Origin of the sequence: Salinicola peritrichatus (assembly GCF_003206715.1) — a bacterium.
Lineage (GTDB): Bacteria > Pseudomonadota > Gammaproteobacteria > Pseudomonadales > Halomonadaceae > Salinicola > Salinicola peritrichatus.
In genome coordinates, this window is record NZ_PZJU01000049.1 from 1 (window position 1) to 17,311 (window position 17,311).

Annotated in this window: 21 protein-coding genes; 9 read left to right on the forward strand and 12 right to left on the reverse strand. The window is 63.1% G+C overall.

What is annotated here, in order from left to right; genetic code table 11:
- The 11 genes from DOM57_RS16420 to DOM57_RS16470 all read right to left on the reverse strand — a co-directional run.
- Positions 1-206, reverse strand: a 206-nt coding sequence (locus DOM57_RS16420; RefSeq protein WP_275425982.1) for an acyl-CoA thioesterase, incomplete at its 3' end; no start/stop codon positions are given.
- A 209-nt stretch (positions 207-415) separates the two neighbouring features.
- Complete coding sequence (gene mgtE, locus DOM57_RS16425; protein ID WP_110650274.1) at positions 416-1,771, reverse strand: magnesium transporter; 1,356 nt, start codon at positions 1,769-1,771, stop codon at positions 416-418.
- A gap of 100 nt (positions 1,772-1,871) precedes the next feature.
- Complete coding sequence (locus DOM57_RS16430; protein ID WP_110650275.1) at positions 1,872-2,141, reverse strand: HPr family phosphocarrier protein; 270 nt, start codon at positions 2,139-2,141, stop codon at positions 1,872-1,874.
- Positions 2,128-3,039: an RNase adapter RapZ gene (gene rapZ / locus DOM57_RS16435; RefSeq protein ID WP_110650276.1), complete on the reverse strand. Its 912-nt coding sequence runs from the start codon at positions 3,037-3,039 to the stop codon at positions 2,128-2,130. The genes DOM57_RS16430 and rapZ overlap by 14 nt, the downstream gene beginning before the upstream one ends.
- Positions 3,040-3,055: 16 nt before the next feature.
- The gene (gene ptsN / locus DOM57_RS16440) at positions 3,056-3,535 is read right to left on the reverse strand and encodes a PTS IIA-like nitrogen regulatory protein PtsN (protein ID WP_110650402.1); all 480 of its coding nucleotides are present in this window, start codon (positions 3,533-3,535) and stop codon (positions 3,056-3,058) included.
- A 9-nt stretch (positions 3,536-3,544) separates the two neighbouring features.
- The gene (gene hpf / locus DOM57_RS16445) at positions 3,545-3,853 is read right to left on the reverse strand and encodes a ribosome hibernation-promoting factor, HPF/YfiA family (RefSeq protein ID WP_110650277.1); all 309 of its coding nucleotides are present in this window, start codon (positions 3,851-3,853) and stop codon (positions 3,545-3,547) included.
- A gap of 108 nt (positions 3,854-3,961) precedes the next feature.
- On the reverse strand, positions 3,962-5,374 hold the full coding sequence (locus DOM57_RS16450; RefSeq protein WP_110650278.1) for an RNA polymerase factor sigma-54: 1,413 nt from the start codon (positions 5,372-5,374) through the stop codon (positions 3,962-3,964).
- A 177-nt stretch (positions 5,375-5,551) separates the two neighbouring features.
- A complete protein-coding gene (gene lptB, locus DOM57_RS16455) occupies positions 5,552-6,277 on the reverse strand; it encodes an LPS export ABC transporter ATP-binding protein (RefSeq protein ID WP_110650279.1) in 726 nt (241 codons plus the stop codon).
- A gap of 27 nt (positions 6,278-6,304) precedes the next feature.
- The gene (gene lptA / locus DOM57_RS16460) at positions 6,305-6,847 is read right to left on the reverse strand and encodes a lipopolysaccharide transport periplasmic protein LptA (RefSeq protein WP_110650280.1); all 543 of its coding nucleotides are present in this window, start codon (positions 6,845-6,847) and stop codon (positions 6,305-6,307) included.
- A complete protein-coding gene (lptC, locus tag DOM57_RS16465; protein ID WP_239496283.1) occupies positions 6,844-7,458 on the reverse strand; it encodes an LPS export ABC transporter periplasmic protein LptC in 615 nt (204 codons plus the stop codon). Before lptC ends, lptA begins: the two co-directional genes overlap by 4 nt.
- Before the next feature lie 31 nt (positions 7,459-7,489).
- The gene (locus tag DOM57_RS16470; RefSeq protein ID WP_110650282.1) at positions 7,490-8,467 is read right to left on the reverse strand and encodes a KpsF/GutQ family sugar-phosphate isomerase; all 978 of its coding nucleotides are present in this window, start codon (positions 8,465-8,467) and stop codon (positions 7,490-7,492) included.
- A 234-nt stretch (positions 8,468-8,701) separates the two neighbouring features.
- Here DOM57_RS16470 and DOM57_RS16475 point away from each other — a divergent pair, with 234 nt between their 5' ends.
- The 9 genes from DOM57_RS16475 to hisD all read left to right on the forward strand — a co-directional run bounded on the left by DOM57_RS16475 (position 8,702) and on the right by hisD (position 15,871).
- Positions 8,702-9,517, forward strand: a complete 816-nt coding sequence (locus tag DOM57_RS16475; RefSeq protein WP_110650283.1) for an ABC transporter ATP-binding protein — start codon at positions 8,702-8,704, stop codon at positions 9,515-9,517.
- A complete protein-coding gene (mlaE, locus tag DOM57_RS16480) occupies positions 9,514-10,296 on the forward strand; it encodes a lipid asymmetry maintenance ABC transporter permease subunit MlaE (RefSeq protein ID WP_110650284.1) in 783 nt (260 codons plus the stop codon). The genes DOM57_RS16475 and mlaE overlap by 4 nt, the downstream gene beginning before the upstream one ends.
- Complete coding sequence (gene mlaD / locus DOM57_RS16485) at positions 10,293-10,754, forward strand: outer membrane lipid asymmetry maintenance protein MlaD (protein WP_110650285.1); 462 nt, start codon at positions 10,293-10,295, stop codon at positions 10,752-10,754. Before mlaE ends, mlaD begins: the two co-directional genes overlap by 4 nt.
- Positions 10,755-10,774: 20 nt before the next feature.
- Complete coding sequence (locus DOM57_RS16490) at positions 10,775-11,455, forward strand: MlaC/ttg2D family ABC transporter substrate-binding protein (protein ID WP_110650286.1); 681 nt, start codon at positions 10,775-10,777, stop codon at positions 11,453-11,455.
- The gene (locus DOM57_RS16495; RefSeq protein ID WP_110650287.1) at positions 11,452-11,814 is read left to right on the forward strand and encodes an STAS domain-containing protein; all 363 of its coding nucleotides are present in this window, start codon (positions 11,452-11,454) and stop codon (positions 11,812-11,814) included. Before DOM57_RS16490 ends, DOM57_RS16495 begins: the two co-directional genes overlap by 4 nt.
- 144 nt (positions 11,815-11,958) lie before the next feature.
- Positions 11,959-12,216 (forward strand): BolA family protein, encoded by a 258-nt coding sequence (locus DOM57_RS16500; protein ID WP_110650288.1) that lies wholly within the window; start codon positions 11,959-11,961, stop codon positions 12,214-12,216.
- Between the two features lie 201 nt (positions 12,217-12,417).
- Positions 12,418-13,680: a UDP-N-acetylglucosamine 1-carboxyvinyltransferase gene (murA, locus tag DOM57_RS16505; protein WP_110650289.1), complete on the forward strand. Its 1,263-nt coding sequence runs from the start codon at positions 12,418-12,420 to the stop codon at positions 13,678-13,680.
- A 183-nt stretch (positions 13,681-13,863) separates the two neighbouring features.
- The gene (gene hisG, locus DOM57_RS16510) at positions 13,864-14,511 is read left to right on the forward strand and encodes an ATP phosphoribosyltransferase (protein WP_110650403.1); all 648 of its coding nucleotides are present in this window, start codon (positions 13,864-13,866) and stop codon (positions 14,509-14,511) included.
- 49 nt (positions 14,512-14,560) lie between these two features.
- Positions 14,561-15,871 (forward strand): histidinol dehydrogenase, encoded by a 1,311-nt coding sequence (gene hisD, locus DOM57_RS16515; RefSeq protein WP_110650290.1) that lies wholly within the window; start codon positions 14,561-14,563, stop codon positions 15,869-15,871.
- 64 nt (positions 15,872-15,935) lie between these two features.
- Here hisD and DOM57_RS16520 read toward each other — a convergent pair whose 3' ends face one another.
- A complete protein-coding gene (locus DOM57_RS16520) occupies positions 15,936-17,276 on the reverse strand; it encodes a Do family serine endopeptidase (protein ID WP_110650291.1) in 1,341 nt (446 codons plus the stop codon).
- Positions 17,277-17,311: the final 35 nt, after the last annotated feature.

Below are 17,311 nucleotides of genomic sequence, written 5' to 3' on the forward strand. Positions count from 1 at the left end.
CCCAGTTCGATGATGTCGCCCTGACGCGCGCTGGAGACGAAATTGATCTCCGAGATGTACTTGGTGACCACCTTGGCATTGCCGAGCTGGATGATGGCGTAGATTGCCGCCTCCTCGTCGATCCAGCGCAGCAGGCTGCCGCCGAACAACGAGCCGTTGGGATTGAGGTCTTCGGGCTTGATCCACTTGCGTGTATGGAAATTCATCTTCCCCTCCTACGCTTTGCCTGAAAAATGCCTGCGCTCGCCCATACTGCGTTAAAAATCGGCTCACTGACCTCTGGTCAGAACGCCCGCAGGGCGGCCCGAAGGGTGAGCGAAGCGAATAAAATGCTCATTTACCACCCTCGTAAACTCCGCTTTTTCGCCGCTTTTTGCCTTGTCTGGCCATCGCTCGTCGATTTTTCAGACAGAGCTTAGAGATAGAGCGTGGTCGCCAGCCCCAGAAAGGCGACGAACCCCACCACATCGGTAATCGTCGTCAGCAGCACGCCGCCGGAAAGCGCGGGATCGATCTTGAGTTTTTTCAGCAGTACGGGAATGACGGTTCCCGCGAGCGTGGCGATGGTCAGGTTGATGACCATCGCCATGGCAATGATTTCGCCAAGGCGGATGTCGTCGAAACGGAGTATCGACATGGCGCCTACCACCACGGCCCAGATCAGGCCGTTGGTCATGCCGACGAGCAGTTCACGTACTACCAGCCAGCGTACGTTGGCGCCGGATACATGCCCCAGCGCGATGCCGCGGATCAGCACGGTCAGGGTCTGGGAGCCGGCGATACCGCCCATGCTCGAGACGATCGGCATCAGCACGGCCAGCGCGGTGATCTGCTGAATGGTGTCCTCGAACACGCCGATCGCCAGCGAGACGATGGTAGCGGCCACCAGGTTGATGCCGAGCCATACCGCCCGGCGACGGCTGGTCCGCAGCGCCGGGGCGAAGGTGTCTTCGTCCTCGTCGAGACCGGCCATGCTCATGACCTGATGTTCGGCGTCTTCTCGAATGACGTCGACGACGTCGTCGATGGTGATACGCCCGAGCAACTTGCCGTCGACGCTGACCACGGGAGCCGAGATCAGGTCATGCTTCTGGAACAAGTTGGCGACATCGCTATCCGAGGCGGTGGCCTGGATCGAGTGGAAACTGGTCTCCATCACCTCGCGCACCAGCATCGACAGGTCCGACACCAGCAGCCGATTGATCGGCAGGATGCCGATCAGTTCATCGCGGCGGGTGACCACCAGCAGGGTATCGGTGGCGTCCGGCAGGCGTTCGTGACGGCGCAGATAGCGCATCACCACATCGAGGGTGATATCCGGGCGGATGGTGATGGCATCCGGGTTCATCAGGCCGCCGGCGGTGTCCTCCGGGTAGGAGAGCACCTCTTCGACCCGCTGGCGCTCCTGTGCCTCCATCGACTGGAGGACTTCCTGGATGACCGTGTTCGGCAGCTGTTGCAGCAGGTCGGCGAGATCGTCGACGTCGAGACCTTCGGTGGCCGTCAGTAGCTGCTCCGCATCCATGCGGTTGAGGAACTCGATCTGGACGTCGTCGCCCAGATACTGCAGCACATCGCCGTGCAGTTCGGGGTCGAGCAGACCCCACAGGATTTCGCGCTCTTTCGGCGGCGTCGATTCCAGCAGATGGGCGACGTCCACCGGGGCCAGGCCACGATTGAGCATGCGCCGAGCCTGATCCAGGGCGCCGCTTTCGAGGGCTTCGTTGAGTTTGGCCAGCCGGGGCTGCAGCCTTTCGGGATTATGGCTCATCCTGAACGTCATCCTTGAACGACTGGCGGTAGGGTTCGCATTCTACCATCGTCGAGGCGAATGACGAGGATTGAAAACGCTGTTCACGAATAGGCGGTGCTCATTCGTCCTCGTGGAAGCGAGCCTCGAAAAGCGCGACGACCGCCTCCATCGCAGACTCCGCTTCCTCGCCCTCGGTGACGATCGTCAGCGGTGTGCCGCACGGTGCGGCCAGCATCAGCAGCGACATGATATTGGCGGCATCGGCCTCGCGGTCACCGTGCCGAACCGAGACCCGGGCCTGAAAGGGATGGCAGCACTGAACGAGTTTGGTAGCAGCCCGGGCATGCAGGCCACGGCGATTGGTCAGGCGAAGTTCACGCGTCGGCATTGCTGTCTCGCGTCTGGGTATCTTGTAGCAGCGCAGTGTGGATGCCGAGTTCGCGGTGGCGAAGCCGAATGTCGACGCCTTCGTGATGGAAGTGCCGCGCCAGACGCTCGATCAGATAGACGGAGCGATGGTGACCACCCGTGCAGCCGACCGCGACGGTCAGGTAGCTGCGACGGCTGTCGAGATAGGCCGGTAGCCAGCGGCTCAGCCAGGCATGGATATCGCCGGCCATGGCATGGACGTCCGGGTAGGCTTCGAGGAATTCGACGATCTTGGCGTCGCGGCCGTCGAAACCGCGCAGTTCGGGATCCCAGAACGGGTTGGGCAGGCAACGCACATCGAACACCATGTCGGCATCCAGCGGTACGCCACGTTTGAAGCCGAACGATTCGAAGGTCAGGGTCAGCCGGCCGCCGGTGTGCTTGGCCACCTGTTCCGCGATACGTCCACGCAGATCGTGGACCGACAGGCCACGGGTATCGATGACCAGATCGGCCACGCGGCGAATCGGCGCCAGATACTCCTGCTCGTGGTCGATGGCCTCGGCCAGCGTCATGTCGTTGCCCCGCGTCAGCGGGTGGCGACGCCGCGTCGCCGAGTAGCGCTCCAGCAGAATCTTGGCATCGGCGGTGAGGTAGACCACCTGAACGTCGATGCCGCGCTCGCGGACCGCTTCCAGCAGCAGCGGGAAGCGTTCCAGCGATTCGGGGAGGTTGCGGGCGTCGATACTCACGGCCACGTTGGACCGGGAGGGCGGCGCGCTGCCCAGTTCGTCGATCAGCGGCGCCAGCAGATTGGCCGGCAAGTTGTCGATGGCATAGTAGCCGAGATCCTCCAGCGCCTGCAGGGCGATGGACTTGCCTGAACCGGAGCGGCCGCTGATGATGACGAGTTGCATGGCTTGTCCGTCCTGGTTAGCCGTCTTCGCTGTCCCGATGGTGGCGGATGGCGTCGATCAGGGCATCGTACAGAGCGCGCTGGGAGTCGGCCTGGCGCAGCTGCTGACGCACGCTGCTCTGGTTCATGATGCCGGCGACTTCGGCCAGCAGCGACAGATGGGCATCGTCGGCCTCTTCCGGCACCAGCAGCACGAATACCAGGTCCACCGGATCGCCATCGATCGCGTCGAAGTCGATCGCGTCCTCGAGCCGCATGAAGCCGGCGACCGGCACCTTGCAGTGAGGGCTGCGCGCATGGGGGATGGCCACGCCGTTGCCGATGCCGGTGCTGCCCAGGCGCTCGCGGCCGATCAAGCGGCTGAAGACTTCCTGGCTATCCAGGCTGGGAGTGTTTTGGGCGATGAAGGTGCTGAAGAATTCCAGCAGGCGTTTTTTACTGCCCCCCGTGACCCCGTAAAGGGTGCGCTCGGGGGGCAGAATGGTTTCCAATGTCATCATCAGGCGTTAACGGGCGCCGGCGCCTTGGGCGCGGGCTTGTGCCTTCTCTTTGTGTTTGACCAGTTGGCGGTCGAGTTTGTCGGCCAGCGCATCGATGGCCGCGTACATGTCGTTGTCACTGGCTTCGGCGTGTAGATCACCGCCTGCCGCATGCAAGGTACAGGCTGCCTGCTGACGCTCCTTTTCGATACTCAGGATGACCTGAACGGTAGTGATGTTGTCGTAGTGACGCTCCAGACGCGTGAGTTTCTCGTCGACATAGTCTCGAAGGGCGTCAGTCAGTTCTACATGATGGCCTGTGACGTTCACTTGCATGGCGCACTCCTGTTGCGGCAAATGGCACCTTTGATTGTAACCCTTTTCCGGGTTCTGCAAAGGCATCGCAACCGATCGGGAAACGATTGTAAGGGTCTGACGGCGGCATCAAGATAGACGCTTGCGCTCGCTGGATGACGGAATGCCCATGGCCTCACGATACTTGGCTACGGTGCGTCTGGCCACGCAGATGTCGGATTGCGCCAGCAGCTCCACCAGCTTGCTGTCGGATAGCGGTTTGCGCGGCGACTCCTCGCCGATCAGCTTTTTCAGCCGGGCACGAATGGCGGTGCTCGAATAGCTGTCACCGTCGCCGCGCTGGCCGCCGACCTGGCTCGAGAAGAAGTATTTGAGCTCGAACACGCCACGCGGGGTATGAATGAACTTCTGGGTGGTCACCCGCGAGATCGTCGATTCGTGCATGTCGACGCTGCGCGCGATGTCGGCCAGGATCAGCGGTTTCATCGCCTCCTCGCCGCGCTCCAGGAAGGCGACCTGCCGCGACATGATCTCGCGGCCGACGCGCAGCAGGGTGTCGTTGCGACTGGACAGGCTCTTGAGCAGCCAGCGCGCCTCCTGCAGATGCTGGCGCAGGAAGGTGTTGTCGTCGCTCTTGTCGGCGCGTTTGATCAATGCCGCATAGTCGGGTTGGATGCGCAGCCGGGGCAGGGCCTCGGCGTTGAGCTCGATACGCCAGCCGTCACGGGTGAGCTTGGCGACCAGGTCCGGGATCACGTAGTCATGGCGGCTATTGTCGAAAGCCTGGCCCGGGCGCGGGTCGAGTGTGCGGATCAACGCGATGACGGTATCGAGTTCGCTGTCTTCCAGGCGCAGGCGACGCTTGAGCAGACGCCGGTCGTTGCCTGCCAATGCCTCCAAAAACTGGCGCACCAGACGTTTGGCCTGCGGCAGCAGCGGCGTGTCGTCGTCGAGACTGCCGAGTTGCAGCAGCAGGCATTCGCGCAGATCACGGGCGCCGACACCGGTGGGGTCGAACTGCTGCAGCCGCATCAGTACGTGCTCGAGATCGGCCGTGCTGACGCTGTCGCCACGTTGTTCGCGCAGGCTGGCGGCGAGTTCGTCCAATGGGCCGACGAGATAGCCGTCATCGTTGATGGCATCGATCAGGCACTCGCCCAAGGCCCGCTCACGCTCGTCGAACTGTCCCATCGCCAACTGCCAAAGCAGGTGATCGTGCAGGCTGGTACCGGCTGCGTTGCGTTCGAAGTCGGGCGCTTCCTCGCTACCGCCGCCGGCATCCTGATAGGTGTCGCTCCAGTCGCTGTCGAGGGCGAGTTCCTCGGGAATGTCGCTCGCCCAATCGTCCTCCGGAGCCTCGACGACGTCCTGTTCGGCGTACGGTTCTTCCAGCTCGAGCATGGGGTTGGCTTCGAGCGCCTGTTGGATTTCCTGACGTAGATCGAGCGTCGACAACTGCAACAACTGGATCGCCTGCTGAAGTTGAGGCGTCATCGTCAACTGTGTGCCGACTCTGAGTTGCAGCGAAGGTTTCATGGACATGGAAAGCGGGCGTCACAATCAACAAGGAGAGATCACGTTACTGATTGCGTCGACGACTTGCAATGCTTTGTGCGATAAGTTTATGCAAGAAACATGCCACAAGCTTTAGCGAGAGGTAATGCCGGTACGTGCGGGAGGGAGAGGCCCGGGACCGCCGTGCCGCTCCGGACAGAAGGATTATAAACGGAATTCGTGCCCGAGGTAGACATCGCGCACCCGTTGATTGTCCAGAATCGCCTCCGGGCGGCCTTCTGCAATGATCTGGCCGTCGCCGACGATGTAGGCGTTGTCGCAGATGTCCAGGGTCTCGCGCACGTTGTGGTCGGTGATCAACACGCCGATTTCACGATCGCGCAACTGGCGGATGATGCTCTTGATATCGCCGACGGAGATCGGGTCGACCCCGGCGAACGGTTCGTCGAGCAGCACGAAGGCCGGTTCTGTCGCCAAGGCCCGGGCGATCTCGACGCGCCGACGTTCGCCGCCGGAGAGCGACATGCCGAGATTGTCGCGGATATGATCGACGTGGAAGTCGTTGAGCAGCTGCTCGAGACGCTCACGGCGGCCGGCGCGGTCGAGGTCCTTGCGCGTCTCCAGAATCGCCATGATGTTGTCGGCGACGCTGAGCTTGCGGAAGATCGAGGCCTCCTGGGGCAGGTAACCGATCCCGGCGCGTGCGCGCTCGTGCATCGGCGCGCGGCTGAGGTCGCGCTCGTCGATATGCACGCTGCCGGCGTCGGCTTTCACCAGGCCGACGATCATGTAGAACGAGGTGGTCTTGCCGGCGCCGTTGGGGCCCAGCAGGCCGACGATGCTGCCCTGGCGCAGGGTCAGGCTGAAATCATGGACGACGCGACGCCCCTTGTAGCTCTTGGCCAGATTGGCGGCCGTTAGCGTTCTCATCGATGCCTTCCTTTCGAGGTCGCGCGACTATTGCTGTTGTTGGTCCGGCTGCTCTTGCTGACGCGGCGTCAGCGTCATGCGCACGCGGCCATCGCCGGTGCCATCGGTGCTGGAGCGCGCATTGATGCGGCGGGATTCGAGATAATATTCGACGTAGGCGCCGTCGAAGGTGTCGCCGGCCTGATGCAACTCGGCATGGCCCACGAGTTCCACGCGGCGCTCGGCGGCGTGATAGACGACGGTGTTGCCCCAGCCCTTGACGATCGCTTCGTCGGGCGCCGGTTTCTGTTCGAGGTAGGCGCGCTCTCCGCCCCCACCTTTGGCGGTGACCTGGTTGACCTCGCCGTTGTTACCCCGCTGGATGTCGACGCGTGCAGCCTTCAGTTTCATGCTGCCTTGTTGCATGTCGACATTGCCGGTGTAGACGGCAGTGCCCTGGCGGTCGTCGAGCTCGAACTGATCGGCGGCGATCTCGATCGGCGCGCTGGCATCGCTTTCCAGTGCCATGGTCGGAAGGCTGGTGAAGCCCAGCGCGGTAAGCACCAGGAGTTGGCCGAGTTCTCGCCTCATGATCCTTGATCCTCAGATTGCTGTGACTGGGATTGCTGTGATTGGGGTTGCTGTGGCAGGTGCCCCTGCACGTTGTCGGTCAGGCGCATACGGTCTTCGTTGATCCAGGCATCGAAGTGATCACCACGCATGCGCTGGTCATGCTGACGCAACACGGCGGGCGTGTCACTCCAGGCATGGGCTTCGCGATTATCGTAATGCAGTGTCTGCGTTTCCAGGCTCCACGCCTGCTCCGGTTGTATCAGGCGCGCATTGCCCTCCAGGGTCAACTGCTCGCCGCTGCGATCCATTACCCCCGTGTCGCTGGTCACCTGCCATTGGCGCTGTCGGTCGTCGATCAAATAGCCGTGAGGCGCCTGGGCACGGATGATGTCGTCCGCCGGCGTATGCACCAGGCGTGGCGTGTCGAGCCGCTGATAGGCGCGGCCCTGCTGGTCGAAACGGGTCATGCTGGCGTCCTCCAGGTAGTAATCCGGTTCGCCCGCCGGATCGCTAGGGACGGGCTCGGGCTGGCGTTCGCCGAGCTGATCGAGATAGGCGAGACCGCCGCCCAGCAGCAACAGCAGGACGGTCAGACCGAGTCGACGCCACCAGGGGGATTGAAGGCTCACACGCTCTCCTTTGGACGGTTGACGACGGCCATCAGATGACACCGCTTCTGAGCAGATCATGCATATGTAGCGCGCCGATGGGATAACCGTCCTCGACCACGGCCAGGGCGGTGATCCGGTTGTCTTCCATGATCCGTACCGCTTCGGCGGCCAGCATCTCCGGGGAGACGGTCTTGCCGCCGCGGGTCATGACGTCGTCGACGCGCAGCATGGCGAAATCGCCGCGCTGATCCAGGGTCCGGCGCAAGTCGCCGTCGGTATAGACACCGATGAGCCTGCCCCGTTCATCGACCACGCAGGTAAAGCCCATGCCTTTGCGGGTCATCTCCAGCAGTGCCTCGCGCAGTGGGCTGCCGGCGGGCACGCTGGGCAGGCGCTCGCCGCCGTGCATCAGGTCGGCGACGCGCAGCAGCAGGCGCTTGCCCAGGGTGCCTCCCGGATGGGAGAGCGCAAAGTCCTCGGCGCTGAAACCGCGTGCCTCGAGCAGCGCCAGCGCCAGCGCGTCGCCCATCGCCAGGGCGGCGGTGGTCGAAGAGGTGGGCGCCAGATCGTGCGGGCAAGCTTCACGCGAAACGCCGACGTCGATATGCACGTCGCTGTAGCGCGCCAGCGTGGAGTGAGGGCGTCCGGTGAGACTGACCAAGGGCGATCCGAGGCGCTTGAACAGCGGTAGCAGGCCGGTGATCTCCTGGGTCTCGCCGGAGTTCGACAGCGCCACCACCACGTCTTCGCCGGTGATCATGCCGAGGTCGCCGTGGCTGGCCTCGCCAGGATGGACGTAGAAAGCCGGCGAGCCGGTACTAGCGAAGGTCGCCGCCATCTTGCGCGCGATATGGCCCGACTTGCCCATGCCGGTGACGATGATTCGCCCGCGGCAATCGAACAGCAGTCGACAGGCGTGGTCGAAACTGGCGTCGAGCTTGTCGATCAGCTCAAAGATGGCTTGCTGCTCGAGGGTCAAGGTGCGTCTGGCGCTGGCGCGAAAATCGAGAATGTCTGAATCGCTCATGTCGTGGGTCCGGGTTTCCCTGAACGGTAGGGCGGCGGCCTGAAGGAGGTCGGTGGGCAACGCCACTTTTTCACAATGCGGACGAGTATACCTTTGATCGCACTGTGTTTCGTCTTCTGTCGTAGTGGCTACCGGTCGTTGCCGAGCGGTGGCGACAGCGTGTCGGCTGGTCGCTGTCGGCAAGGTTAGGATACAATGTTCGATAATCTATCGGATCAGAGTGGTGGATGGCGCATGGATGACCCGATCATGGTCGAGGTCGAGAATCTGCATTTTTCCCGCGGCAATACAGAGATATTCCGCGGTGTCGATCTGCAGATTCCGCTTGGCAAGATAACCGCCATCATGGGGCCGAGCGGCACCGGCAAGACCACGTTGTTGAAGCTTATCGGCGGACAGCTGGTGCCTGATCAAGGGCAGATCCTGATCGATGGCCAGGACGTTCACAAACTGTCGCGGCGCTCGCTGTTCAAGTTGCGTCGGCGCATGGGCATGCTGTTCCAAAGCGGCGCGCTGTTCTCGGATCTGGATGTGTTCGAGAATGTGGCGTTCCCGTTGCGCGTGCATACTGAACTGCCGAACGCGATGATTCGCGACATCGTGCTGATGAAGCTGCAGGCGGTCGGCCTGCGTGGCGCGCGCCACCTGATGCCTTCCGAGCTTTCCGGCGGCATGGCGCGGCGGGTGGCGTTGGCGCGCGCGGTGGCGCTGGATCCCGATCTGGTGCTCTACGACGAACCTTTCGTCGGTCAGGACCCGATCTCGATGGGCGTGCTGGTGCAGTTGATCAAGAAGGTCAACCAGGCGCTTGGGCTGACCGCGATCGTGGTCTCCCACGACATCAAGGAGACGCTGTCGATCGCCGACTACGTCTACATCATCGCCGATGGCAAGGTCATGGCCCATGGCACGCCGCAGACGCTCGATGTCGACGACGACGCCCACGTCAAGCAGTTCGTGCATGGCGAGCCTGACGGGCCGGTGCCGTTTCACTATCCGGCGCCGGATTTCTTTGACGACATTCTGGCGCCGGCGGGGCAGTTCTCATGATCGATCATATTGCCTTGCTCGGCCGCGCCACGCTCGACACGCTGAGTGCCATTGGCCGTGCCGGGCTCTTCCTGGTGCAGTCCATCTTCTGCCTGCCCTCGCGCGAAGGCTTCTATCTTTGGGTGCGGCAGATGCACTTCGTCGGCGTGATGTCGGTGGCGATCGTGTTGGTATCGGGGCTGTTCATCGGCATGGTGCTGGCGCTGCAGGGGTATACCATTCTGGTGGGCTTCGGCGCCGATGAGGCGCTGGGGCAGATGGTGGCGCTGTCGCTGGTGCGGGAGCTGGCGCCGGTGGTCGCCGCGCTGCTGTTTGCCGGGCGCGCCGGCTCGGCGCTCACGGCCGAGATCGGCCTGATGAAGGCGACGGAGCAGTTGACCAGCATGGAAATGATCGGCGTCGATCCGCTGCGCCGTATCGTCGCTCCACGCCTGTGGGCCGGCTTCGTTTCGTTGCCGATCCTGACCGTGATCTTCGGCGTGGTCGGGATCTGGGGCGGCTATCTGGTCGGCGTGGACTGGCTCGGCGTCTACGAGGGTTCGTACTGGAGCAACATGCAGGACAGCGTCGATTTCGTCGACGATGTGCTCAACGGCATGGTCAAGAGTCTGGTGTTCGGGCTGGTCGTCACCTGGATCGCGGTGTTCCAGGGCTACGACCTGATTCCCACCTCGGAAGGGATTTCGCGCGCGACCACTCGCACGGTGGTGTATGCCTCGCTGGCGGTATTGGGGCTCGACTTCGTGCTTACCGCATTGATGTTTGGAGATTTGGGATGAAGCGCAACAGCGTACTCGAACTGGGTGTCGGCATTTTCATGCTGGCGGGCATCCTGGGCCTGGTCTTTCTCGGGCTGCGGGTCAGTGGTCTCGGCGTCGGCGTACCCAACGACACTTTCACCCTGACCGCCAACTTCGCCAACATCGGCGGTCTGCGGCCACAAGCCAAGGTCACCATGTCCGGCGTGCGCGTCGGCAGGGTCACCGACATCGAGCTCGACCCCAAATGGTTCGATGCCAAGGTCACCATGCAGCTGGACGCGGAATACGACGGCAAGCTGTCCGACGATACCACGGCGGCGATCCTGACTTCCGGGCTGCTGGGAGAGCAGTACATCGGCCTGACCGTCGGCGGATCTCCGGATATGCTGCATGATGGCGACGTCATCCACGACACCCAGCAGGCGCTGGTGCTGGAGGAGCTCATCCAGCAGTTCGTGTCGAACATGGCCAAGTGATCGAAGACAAGGAGTCAGTGATGAAAACGACCTTCAAGCGTTACCGCCAGGATGGGCTGGGCGCGGCTATCCTGTTGCTGGCGGCATTCCTCGCCTTTTTTGCCACTACGTTCGCCACTACGGCGCAAGCGCAGCAGACACCGACCGAGGTGATCCGACAGAGCGTCGATTCGTTGATGTCGGAACTCGAAGGCAAGAAGGATTACTACGCCCAGCACGAGGGCGAACTGGCGCAGCTTGTCGATAGCAATATGGAAAAGGTGGCCGATTTCCGTTATATCGGCGCCAGTGTGATGGGGCGCTATTTCCGGGGGGCGACGCCGGAGCAGCGTACGCGCTTCGTCGATGTCTTCCGCAAGACCCTGATCGATACCTATGCCAAAGGATTGGTGACCTTCGACTACCAGACGCTGCGTGTCTTGGATAGCGAGAGCGCCGGCCGCTACGAGGATCAGGCCTCCGTGCCGATGGAAGTCGTCTCCACCGACGGCAAGACCTATCCGGTCAATTTCACGCTGCGCCAGAGCGATGGCCAGTGGAAAGTGGTCAATGTCATCGTCAATGGCATCAACCTCGGTCTGACCTTCCGCAATCAGTTCGATCAGTCGATGCGTGACCACGACCGCGACATTGATGCGGTCATCGACAACTGGGCGCCGCAAGTCGGCACCGAAGAGCTCGAGCAGGGCGGCGACGCGTGACTATATTGCTCCAGCGTGAAGATGCCACGCTCGAGATCGTCGACGATCACGTGTTGACGATCCGCGGCGAGGCGGACTTCGACAGTGCCGGACCGCTCGCTCGGGCGGGCCGGCACTGGCTGGCGGATCAAGGCGCCGAGACCGAAGTCTCGTTCGATCTGACCGAGGTCAGGATCGCCAGTAGTGCCGTGCTCAGCGTATTGCTGGTATGGGTGCGCAGCGTCCAGAAACATTCGCTGCGTCTGCAGCGCGTCTCGCTATCGCCGCCGTTGCAGCGGCTGATGGACATCACCGAGCTCGCACCGCTGCTACCGGCCAAGGAAACCACCTGCAGCGAACTGGCGGATTCTTCCCGCTAGACCCGCCAAGGCGTTCTCGCCTCTCGATCGCCGGCTTGCGACGTTTTTGCATGCCGGCGACATCGCCAAGATAGGGCGCTTTCCGCTACCATGTGGCGCTTTCCCTGCGCATCCGGCGCAGCAGTCATAAGGGAGCCGATTGACATGCAACCCAGCGACGTCAAAAGCCGCCTCGAGGAACGAATCGACGGCTGCGAATTTCATATCCAGGGCGAAGGCTGCAACTTTCAGGTGATCGCCGTGGGCGAAGTCTTCGATGGCTTGAGCAAGGTCAAGAGCCAGCAGTTGATCTACGGCGCGCTTGCCGCGGAGATCGCCTCCGGCGCGCTGCATGCCATCAGCATCAAGACCTTTACGCCGGCACAGTGGCGGAGTGCCCCGGAGAACGTGGGAGAACACTGAGAAACGGCTGCGCTAGCCCATGCTGCGTTCAAATTCGCCTCACAATGCTCATTTACTGCTTGTAAACTGCGCTTGTTCGACGAATTTCGCCTTGCCTGGGCGTCGCTCGCCACGTTTCTCGGCATCCTCCGAGGGATTCCGATCGCGCCGGCTCGTGCTCGCCCGCGCGACCCTCTCTATTCGATTGTATAGCGAACCTTCATGGACAAGCTGATCATCACCGGTAACGGGCCACTCGACGGCGAGGTCTGGGCCAGCGGCGCCAAGAACTCCGCGCTACCGATTCTAGCCGCAACATTACTCGCCGAGGAGCCCGTCACCATCGGCAACCTGCCGCACCTGCAGGATATTACCACCACCCTCGAGCTGCTCGGGCGCATGGGCATCGAGCCGGTGATGGGCGAGAAGATGAGCATACAGATCGACGGCTCCCAGGTGCGCGACAGCCACGCACCCTACGAGCTGGTCAAGAAGATGCGTGCTTCGATTCTGGTGCTCGGGCCGCTGCTGGCTCACTTCGGTGCCGCCGATGTCTCGCTGCCTGGCGGCTGCGCCATCGGCTCGCGCCCGGTGGATCTGCATATCCGTGGGCTGGAGGCGATGGGCGCCGATATTCGGGTCGAGGGCGGCTACATCCGTGCCCGTGTCGACGATCGCCTGAAAGGCGCGACCATCTTCTTCGATACCGTCACCGTGACCGGCACCGAAAACCTGCTGATGGCGGCGACCCTGGCGGAAGGCACCACGGTGCTCGAGAATGCCGCCCGCGAGCCGGAGGTGGTCGATCTCGCCGAATGCCTGATCGCCATGGGCGCCGACATTCGCGGTCATGGCACCGACACCATCACCATCGAAGGCGTCGAACGTCTGCACGGTTGCCACTACGACGTGATGCCGGACCGCATCGAGACCGGGACCTTCCTGGTCGCGGCGGCGGCCACCGGCGGCCGCGTCCGGGTTCGCAATGCGCGCGCCGACATCATGGAAGCCGTGCTCAGCAAGCTGGAGGAAGCCGGGGCCACGATCACCAGCGGTGACGGCTGGATCGAGCTCGACATGCAAGGGCGCCGGCCCAGGGCGGTCAACGTGCGCACGGCGCCGTATCCGGCATTCCCGACCGACATGCAGGCGCAGTTCGTGGCGCTGAATGCGGTCGCCGAGGGAACCGGCACGGTGGTCGAAACCATCTTCGAAAACCGCTTCATGCACGTGCAGGAACTCAACCGGATGGGGGCGCATATCGCGCTAGAAGGCAACACGGCGGTGGTCACCGGCGTCGAGCGCCTGTCCGGAGCGCCGGTGATGGCGACCGATCTGCGCGCCTCGGCCAGCCTGGTGGTCGCCGGCATGATCGCTCAGGGAGAGACCCTGGTCGACCGCATCTATCATATCGACCGCGGCTACGAGTGCATCGAAGAGAAATTGCAACTGCTGGGTGCACGTATTCGGCGCGTGCCGGGCTAAGAACCTGTCTACGATCTGCTGCGCGTCGGCCAAACATTGTTGAAAACACTTTCGGAATGCTCATTTAGCCCCATGTAAACTCGTACGCGAGCCCGGTCCTTTCCTCAAGTGTTTCCGCCTCGTTTGGCTCTAGCTCGCGAGATCGTAAACAGATTCCAGGCGACGATTTAGGTAACGATGACCATGAGTGATCAATTGATTCTCGCGCTTTCCAAAGGGCGTATTCTCGAGGGGACGCTACCGTTGCTGGCGGATGCCGGCATCGTGCCGGCGGACGATTTCGGCAAGAGCCGCAAGCTGCTGTTCGATACCAACCTGGCCAACGTCAAGCTGGTGGTGATTCGTGCCGTCGACGTGCCCACCTATGTGCAGTTGGGTGCGGCCGACCTCGGTGTCGCCGGAAAGGATGTGCTGCTCGAGCACGGCGCCGAGGGGCTCTACGAACCGCTCGATCTCGAGATTTCACGCTGTCGCTTGATGACCGCGGGCATCGTCGGTGCCCAGCCGGCCCGCGCCAAGCGCCGCGTGGCGACCAAGTTCGTCAACGTGGCGCGGCGCTACTATGCCGAGCAGGGCATTCAGGCCGAAGTGATCAAGCTCTACGGGGCAATGGAGCTGGCGCCGCTGATGAATCTGGCCGATGAGATCGTCGATATCGTCGACACCGGCAATACCCTGCGTGCCAACGGCATGGAGCCGCGCGAGCTGATCGAGAACATCACTACCCGGCTGGTGGTCAACAAGGCATCGATGACGATGAAGCACGCGCATTTGAAACCGTTGATCGAGCGCCTGCGCGGGGCCGTCAGTAAGCGTCGCGAAAGCGCTTGAGTCCGATCGGCAGATTGCAGAGCCGGCAGTCTTTAAAGAGAGTAGCCAGATGAGCCAAACGTCAACCATTGCCCGCCTGACGACGCGGGATGCCGATTTCGATACACGCCTGGAGACGCTGCTGGCCTGGGAGGGCGTTTCCGATCAGCAGGTTGTGGCCCGCGTCGACGAGATCATCGCCGCTATCCGGCAGCGTGGCGATGCCGCCCTGGTCGAGTACACCAACCGCTTTGACCGGTTGAGCGCCGACGACGTCGAAGCGCTGACGCTGACCGCCGGGCGTCTCCAGGCGGCATTCGACGGTCTGCCGCAGGAACAGCGCGTGGCGCTCGAGCACGCCGCCCAGCGTATCCGTGCCTACCATGAACGACAGAAGCCGAGCTCGTGGCAGTACGAGGAAGCCGACGGTACCGTGCTGGGGCAGAAAGTGACGCCGATCGAGCGTGTCGGCATCTACGTGCCCGGCGGCAAGGCCGCTTACCCTTCATCGGTATTGATGAACGCCATTCCCGCCGATGTGGCCGGGGTGCGTGAAATCATCATGGTGGTGCCGACGCCCGATGGTGTGGTCAACGAGCTGGTACTGGCGGCGGCGCATCTCTCCGGCGTCGAGCGGGTGTTCACCGTCGGCGGTGCCCAGGCGATTGCGGCGCTGGCCTACGGCACCGGGAGCGTGCCTCGGGTCGACAAGATCGTCGGGCCGGGCAACATCTATGTAGCGACCGCCAAGCGTGCGGTGTTCGGCCAGGTCGGGATCGACATGATCGCCGGGCCTTCGGAGATTCTGGTCGTTTCCGATGGTGGCACCGACCCCGAGTGGCTGGCGATGGATCTGTTCTCCCAGGCCGAGCACGACGAGGATGCCCAGGCGATCCTGGTGACCTGGGACGCCGAACACCTGGAAGCCGTGGCGCAAGCCATCGAGCGTCTGCTGCCGAGCATGGAGCGCGAGGCGATCATTCGCGAATCGCTGTCGCGGCGCGGGGCGTTGATCCTGTGCGAAGGGCGCGAACAGGCGGTCGCGCTGGTCGACCGTATCGCTCCCGAGCATCTGGAACTGTCGGTGGAGGCTCCCGAGGAGATGGCGCAGGCGGTACGTCACGCCGGCGCCATCTTCATGGGCCGCTACACAGCGGAAGTTCTGGGGGATTATTGTGCCGGCCCCAATCATGTGCTGCCGACCTCCGGTACCGCGCGTTTCTCTTCGCCGCTGGGCGTCTACGACTTCCAGAAGCGCTCTTCACTGATCCAGTGCTCGCCGGAGGGCGCCGATGTGCTGGGGCGGACTGCCGCGGTACTGGCACGGGGCGAGTCGCTGACCGCCCACGCACGCTCGGCCGAGAACCGGCTCAAGCGCTGAGCGCCGGTTTCGTCACTTCCATACCATCATCGCCGCCCTCGGGCGGCGATCTCGTTGATGGGCGCTACGGGGCGGTGCCGGTGCCGTCATCGCTGCCATTCGCGCCGCCGCTGCCATTCGTATCGTTACCGCCCTGGCTGGTGCCATTTTCGCTGTCGCGTGGCGGCGTGGTGCCGTCCGGCGTCTGGGCGGCATTGCTGCCACGCGGTTCCGGGCGCTCGCCCACGGTCAACGTGACCTCGCGCTTCTCTCCGCCCCGCACGATGGTCAGCGGCAAGCGCGTGCCCGGGGTTATCTCGGCGATGTCGACCATGGTGTCGCGCGGGTCGAGAATCGGCTTGCCATCGATCGCCAGCAGGATGTCGCCCGGGCGCAGCCCGGCATCGTCGCCCGGCCCGCCGCTCACCACATTGGCGACGATGACGCCGCTCAACGTCTTGAGTCCGAAAGACGCCGCCAGATCGGGCGTCATCTGCTGGGCGTCGATGCCCAGCCAGCCGCGGATGACGCGGCCATGCGTGACGATGTCGTTGAGGATGCTGCGCGCCAGGTTGGCGGGAATGGCGAAACCGATGCCCTGGGAGCCGCCCGAGCGGGAAAAAATGGCGGTATTGATGCCGATCAGCGAGCCGTTGGCGTCGACCAGCGCGCCGCCCGAGTTGCCGGGGTTGATGGCGGCGTCGGTCTGGATGAAGTCCTCGTAGGCATTGAGCCCGAGATGGTCGCGCCCCGTCGCGCTGATGATCCCCATGGTCACGGTCTGGCCGACCCCGAATGGATTGCCGATCGCCAGGGTGACGTCGCCGATGGCGACATCCTCGGAATTGCTGAGCTTGATCACCGGGATGTCGTCCATGTCGATCTTGAGCACTGCCAGATCGCTCTCGGGGTCGGTGCCGATCACCTGAGCGATGGCCTCGCGGCCGTCACGCAGGGCGACCTGGATCTGGTCGGCATCGTTGATGACATGATTGTTGGTCAGGATATAACCGTCCTCGCTGACGATGACGCCCGAGCCCAGGCTCGACAGCATGCGCTGACGCTGGGGCATGTTCTTGCCATAGAACTGGCGGAAGAACGGGTCCGACATCAGCGGATGCTGGTTGATGTCGACGATGCGCGAGGAGTAGACGTTGACGACCGCCGGGGCCGCGCGGTTGACGGCCTGGGAATAACTGACCGGACCTTCCTGCCGATCGAGCGTCGGCGCATCGACGACTTCGGGGGCTTCACGCTCGGGCGGGGCATCGATGGACGCCGTGGTGGTGCCGTTGTTGCCGGGACGAGAGGCTGGTTGCTCGCTGCCATCGCGGCCGAGCAACGACGGAAAGGCGTATAACAGCACGATGGCAAGCAGAATGCCGCAGAGGATGGGCCAGAAATAAGCGGCAAGGTGACGGCGCATGCGCGGAATCCTTAAACTAAGGCCGTTTGGCGCGG

What these genes read in the sequence shown, in the direction of transcription:
- mgtE (WP_110650274.1), bottom strand. Translation starts at nt 1,771, where the DNA reads ATGAGCCATAATCCCGAAAGGCTGCAGCCCCGGCTGGCCAAACTCAAC.
- DOM57_RS16430 (WP_110650275.1), bottom strand. Translation starts at nt 2,141, where the DNA reads ATGCCGACGCGTGAACTTCGCCTGACCAATCGCCGTGGCCTGCATGCC.
- rapZ (WP_110650276.1), bottom strand. Translation starts at nt 3,039, where the DNA reads ATGCAACTCGTCATCATCAGCGGCCGCTCCGGTTCAGGCAAGTCCATC.
- ptsN (WP_110650402.1), bottom strand. Translation starts at nt 3,535, where the DNA reads ATGACATTGGAAACCATTCTGCCCCCCGAGCGCACCCTTTACGGGGTC.
- hpf (WP_110650277.1), bottom strand. Translation starts at nt 3,853, where the DNA reads ATGCAAGTGAACGTCACAGGCCATCATGTAGAACTGACTGACGCCCTT.
- DOM57_RS16450 (WP_110650278.1), bottom strand. Translation starts at nt 5,374, where the DNA reads ATGTCCATGAAACCTTCGCTGCAACTCAGAGTCGGCACACAGTTGACG.
- lptB (WP_110650279.1), bottom strand. Translation starts at nt 6,277, where the DNA reads ATGAGAACGCTAACGGCCGCCAATCTGGCCAAGAGCTACAAGGGGCGT.
- lptA (WP_110650280.1), bottom strand. Translation starts at nt 6,847, where the DNA reads ATGAGGCGAGAACTCGGCCAACTCCTGGTGCTTACCGCGCTGGGCTTC.
- DOM57_RS16470 (WP_110650282.1), bottom strand. Translation starts at nt 8,467, where the DNA reads ATGAGCGATTCAGACATTCTCGATTTTCGCGCCAGCGCCAGACGCACC.
- DOM57_RS16475 (WP_110650283.1), top strand. Translation starts at nt 8,702, where the DNA reads ATGGATGACCCGATCATGGTCGAGGTCGAGAATCTGCATTTTTCCCGC.
- mlaE (WP_110650284.1), top strand. Translation starts at nt 9,514, where the DNA reads ATGATCGATCATATTGCCTTGCTCGGCCGCGCCACGCTCGACACGCTG.
- mlaD (WP_110650285.1), top strand. Translation starts at nt 10,293, where the DNA reads ATGAAGCGCAACAGCGTACTCGAACTGGGTGTCGGCATTTTCATGCTG.
- DOM57_RS16490 (WP_110650286.1), top strand. Translation starts at nt 10,775, where the DNA reads ATGAAAACGACCTTCAAGCGTTACCGCCAGGATGGGCTGGGCGCGGCT.
- DOM57_RS16500 (WP_110650288.1), top strand. Translation starts at nt 11,959, where the DNA reads ATGCAACCCAGCGACGTCAAAAGCCGCCTCGAGGAACGAATCGACGGC.
- murA (WP_110650289.1), top strand. Translation starts at nt 12,418, where the DNA reads ATGGACAAGCTGATCATCACCGGTAACGGGCCACTCGACGGCGAGGTC.
- hisG (WP_110650403.1), top strand. Translation starts at nt 13,864, where the DNA reads ATGAGTGATCAATTGATTCTCGCGCTTTCCAAAGGGCGTATTCTCGAG.
- hisD (WP_110650290.1), top strand. Translation starts at nt 14,561, where the DNA reads ATGAGCCAAACGTCAACCATTGCCCGCCTGACGACGCGGGATGCCGAT.
- DOM57_RS16520 (WP_110650291.1), bottom strand. Translation starts at nt 17,276, where the DNA reads ATGCGCCGTCACCTTGCCGCTTATTTCTGGCCCATCCTCTGCGGCATT.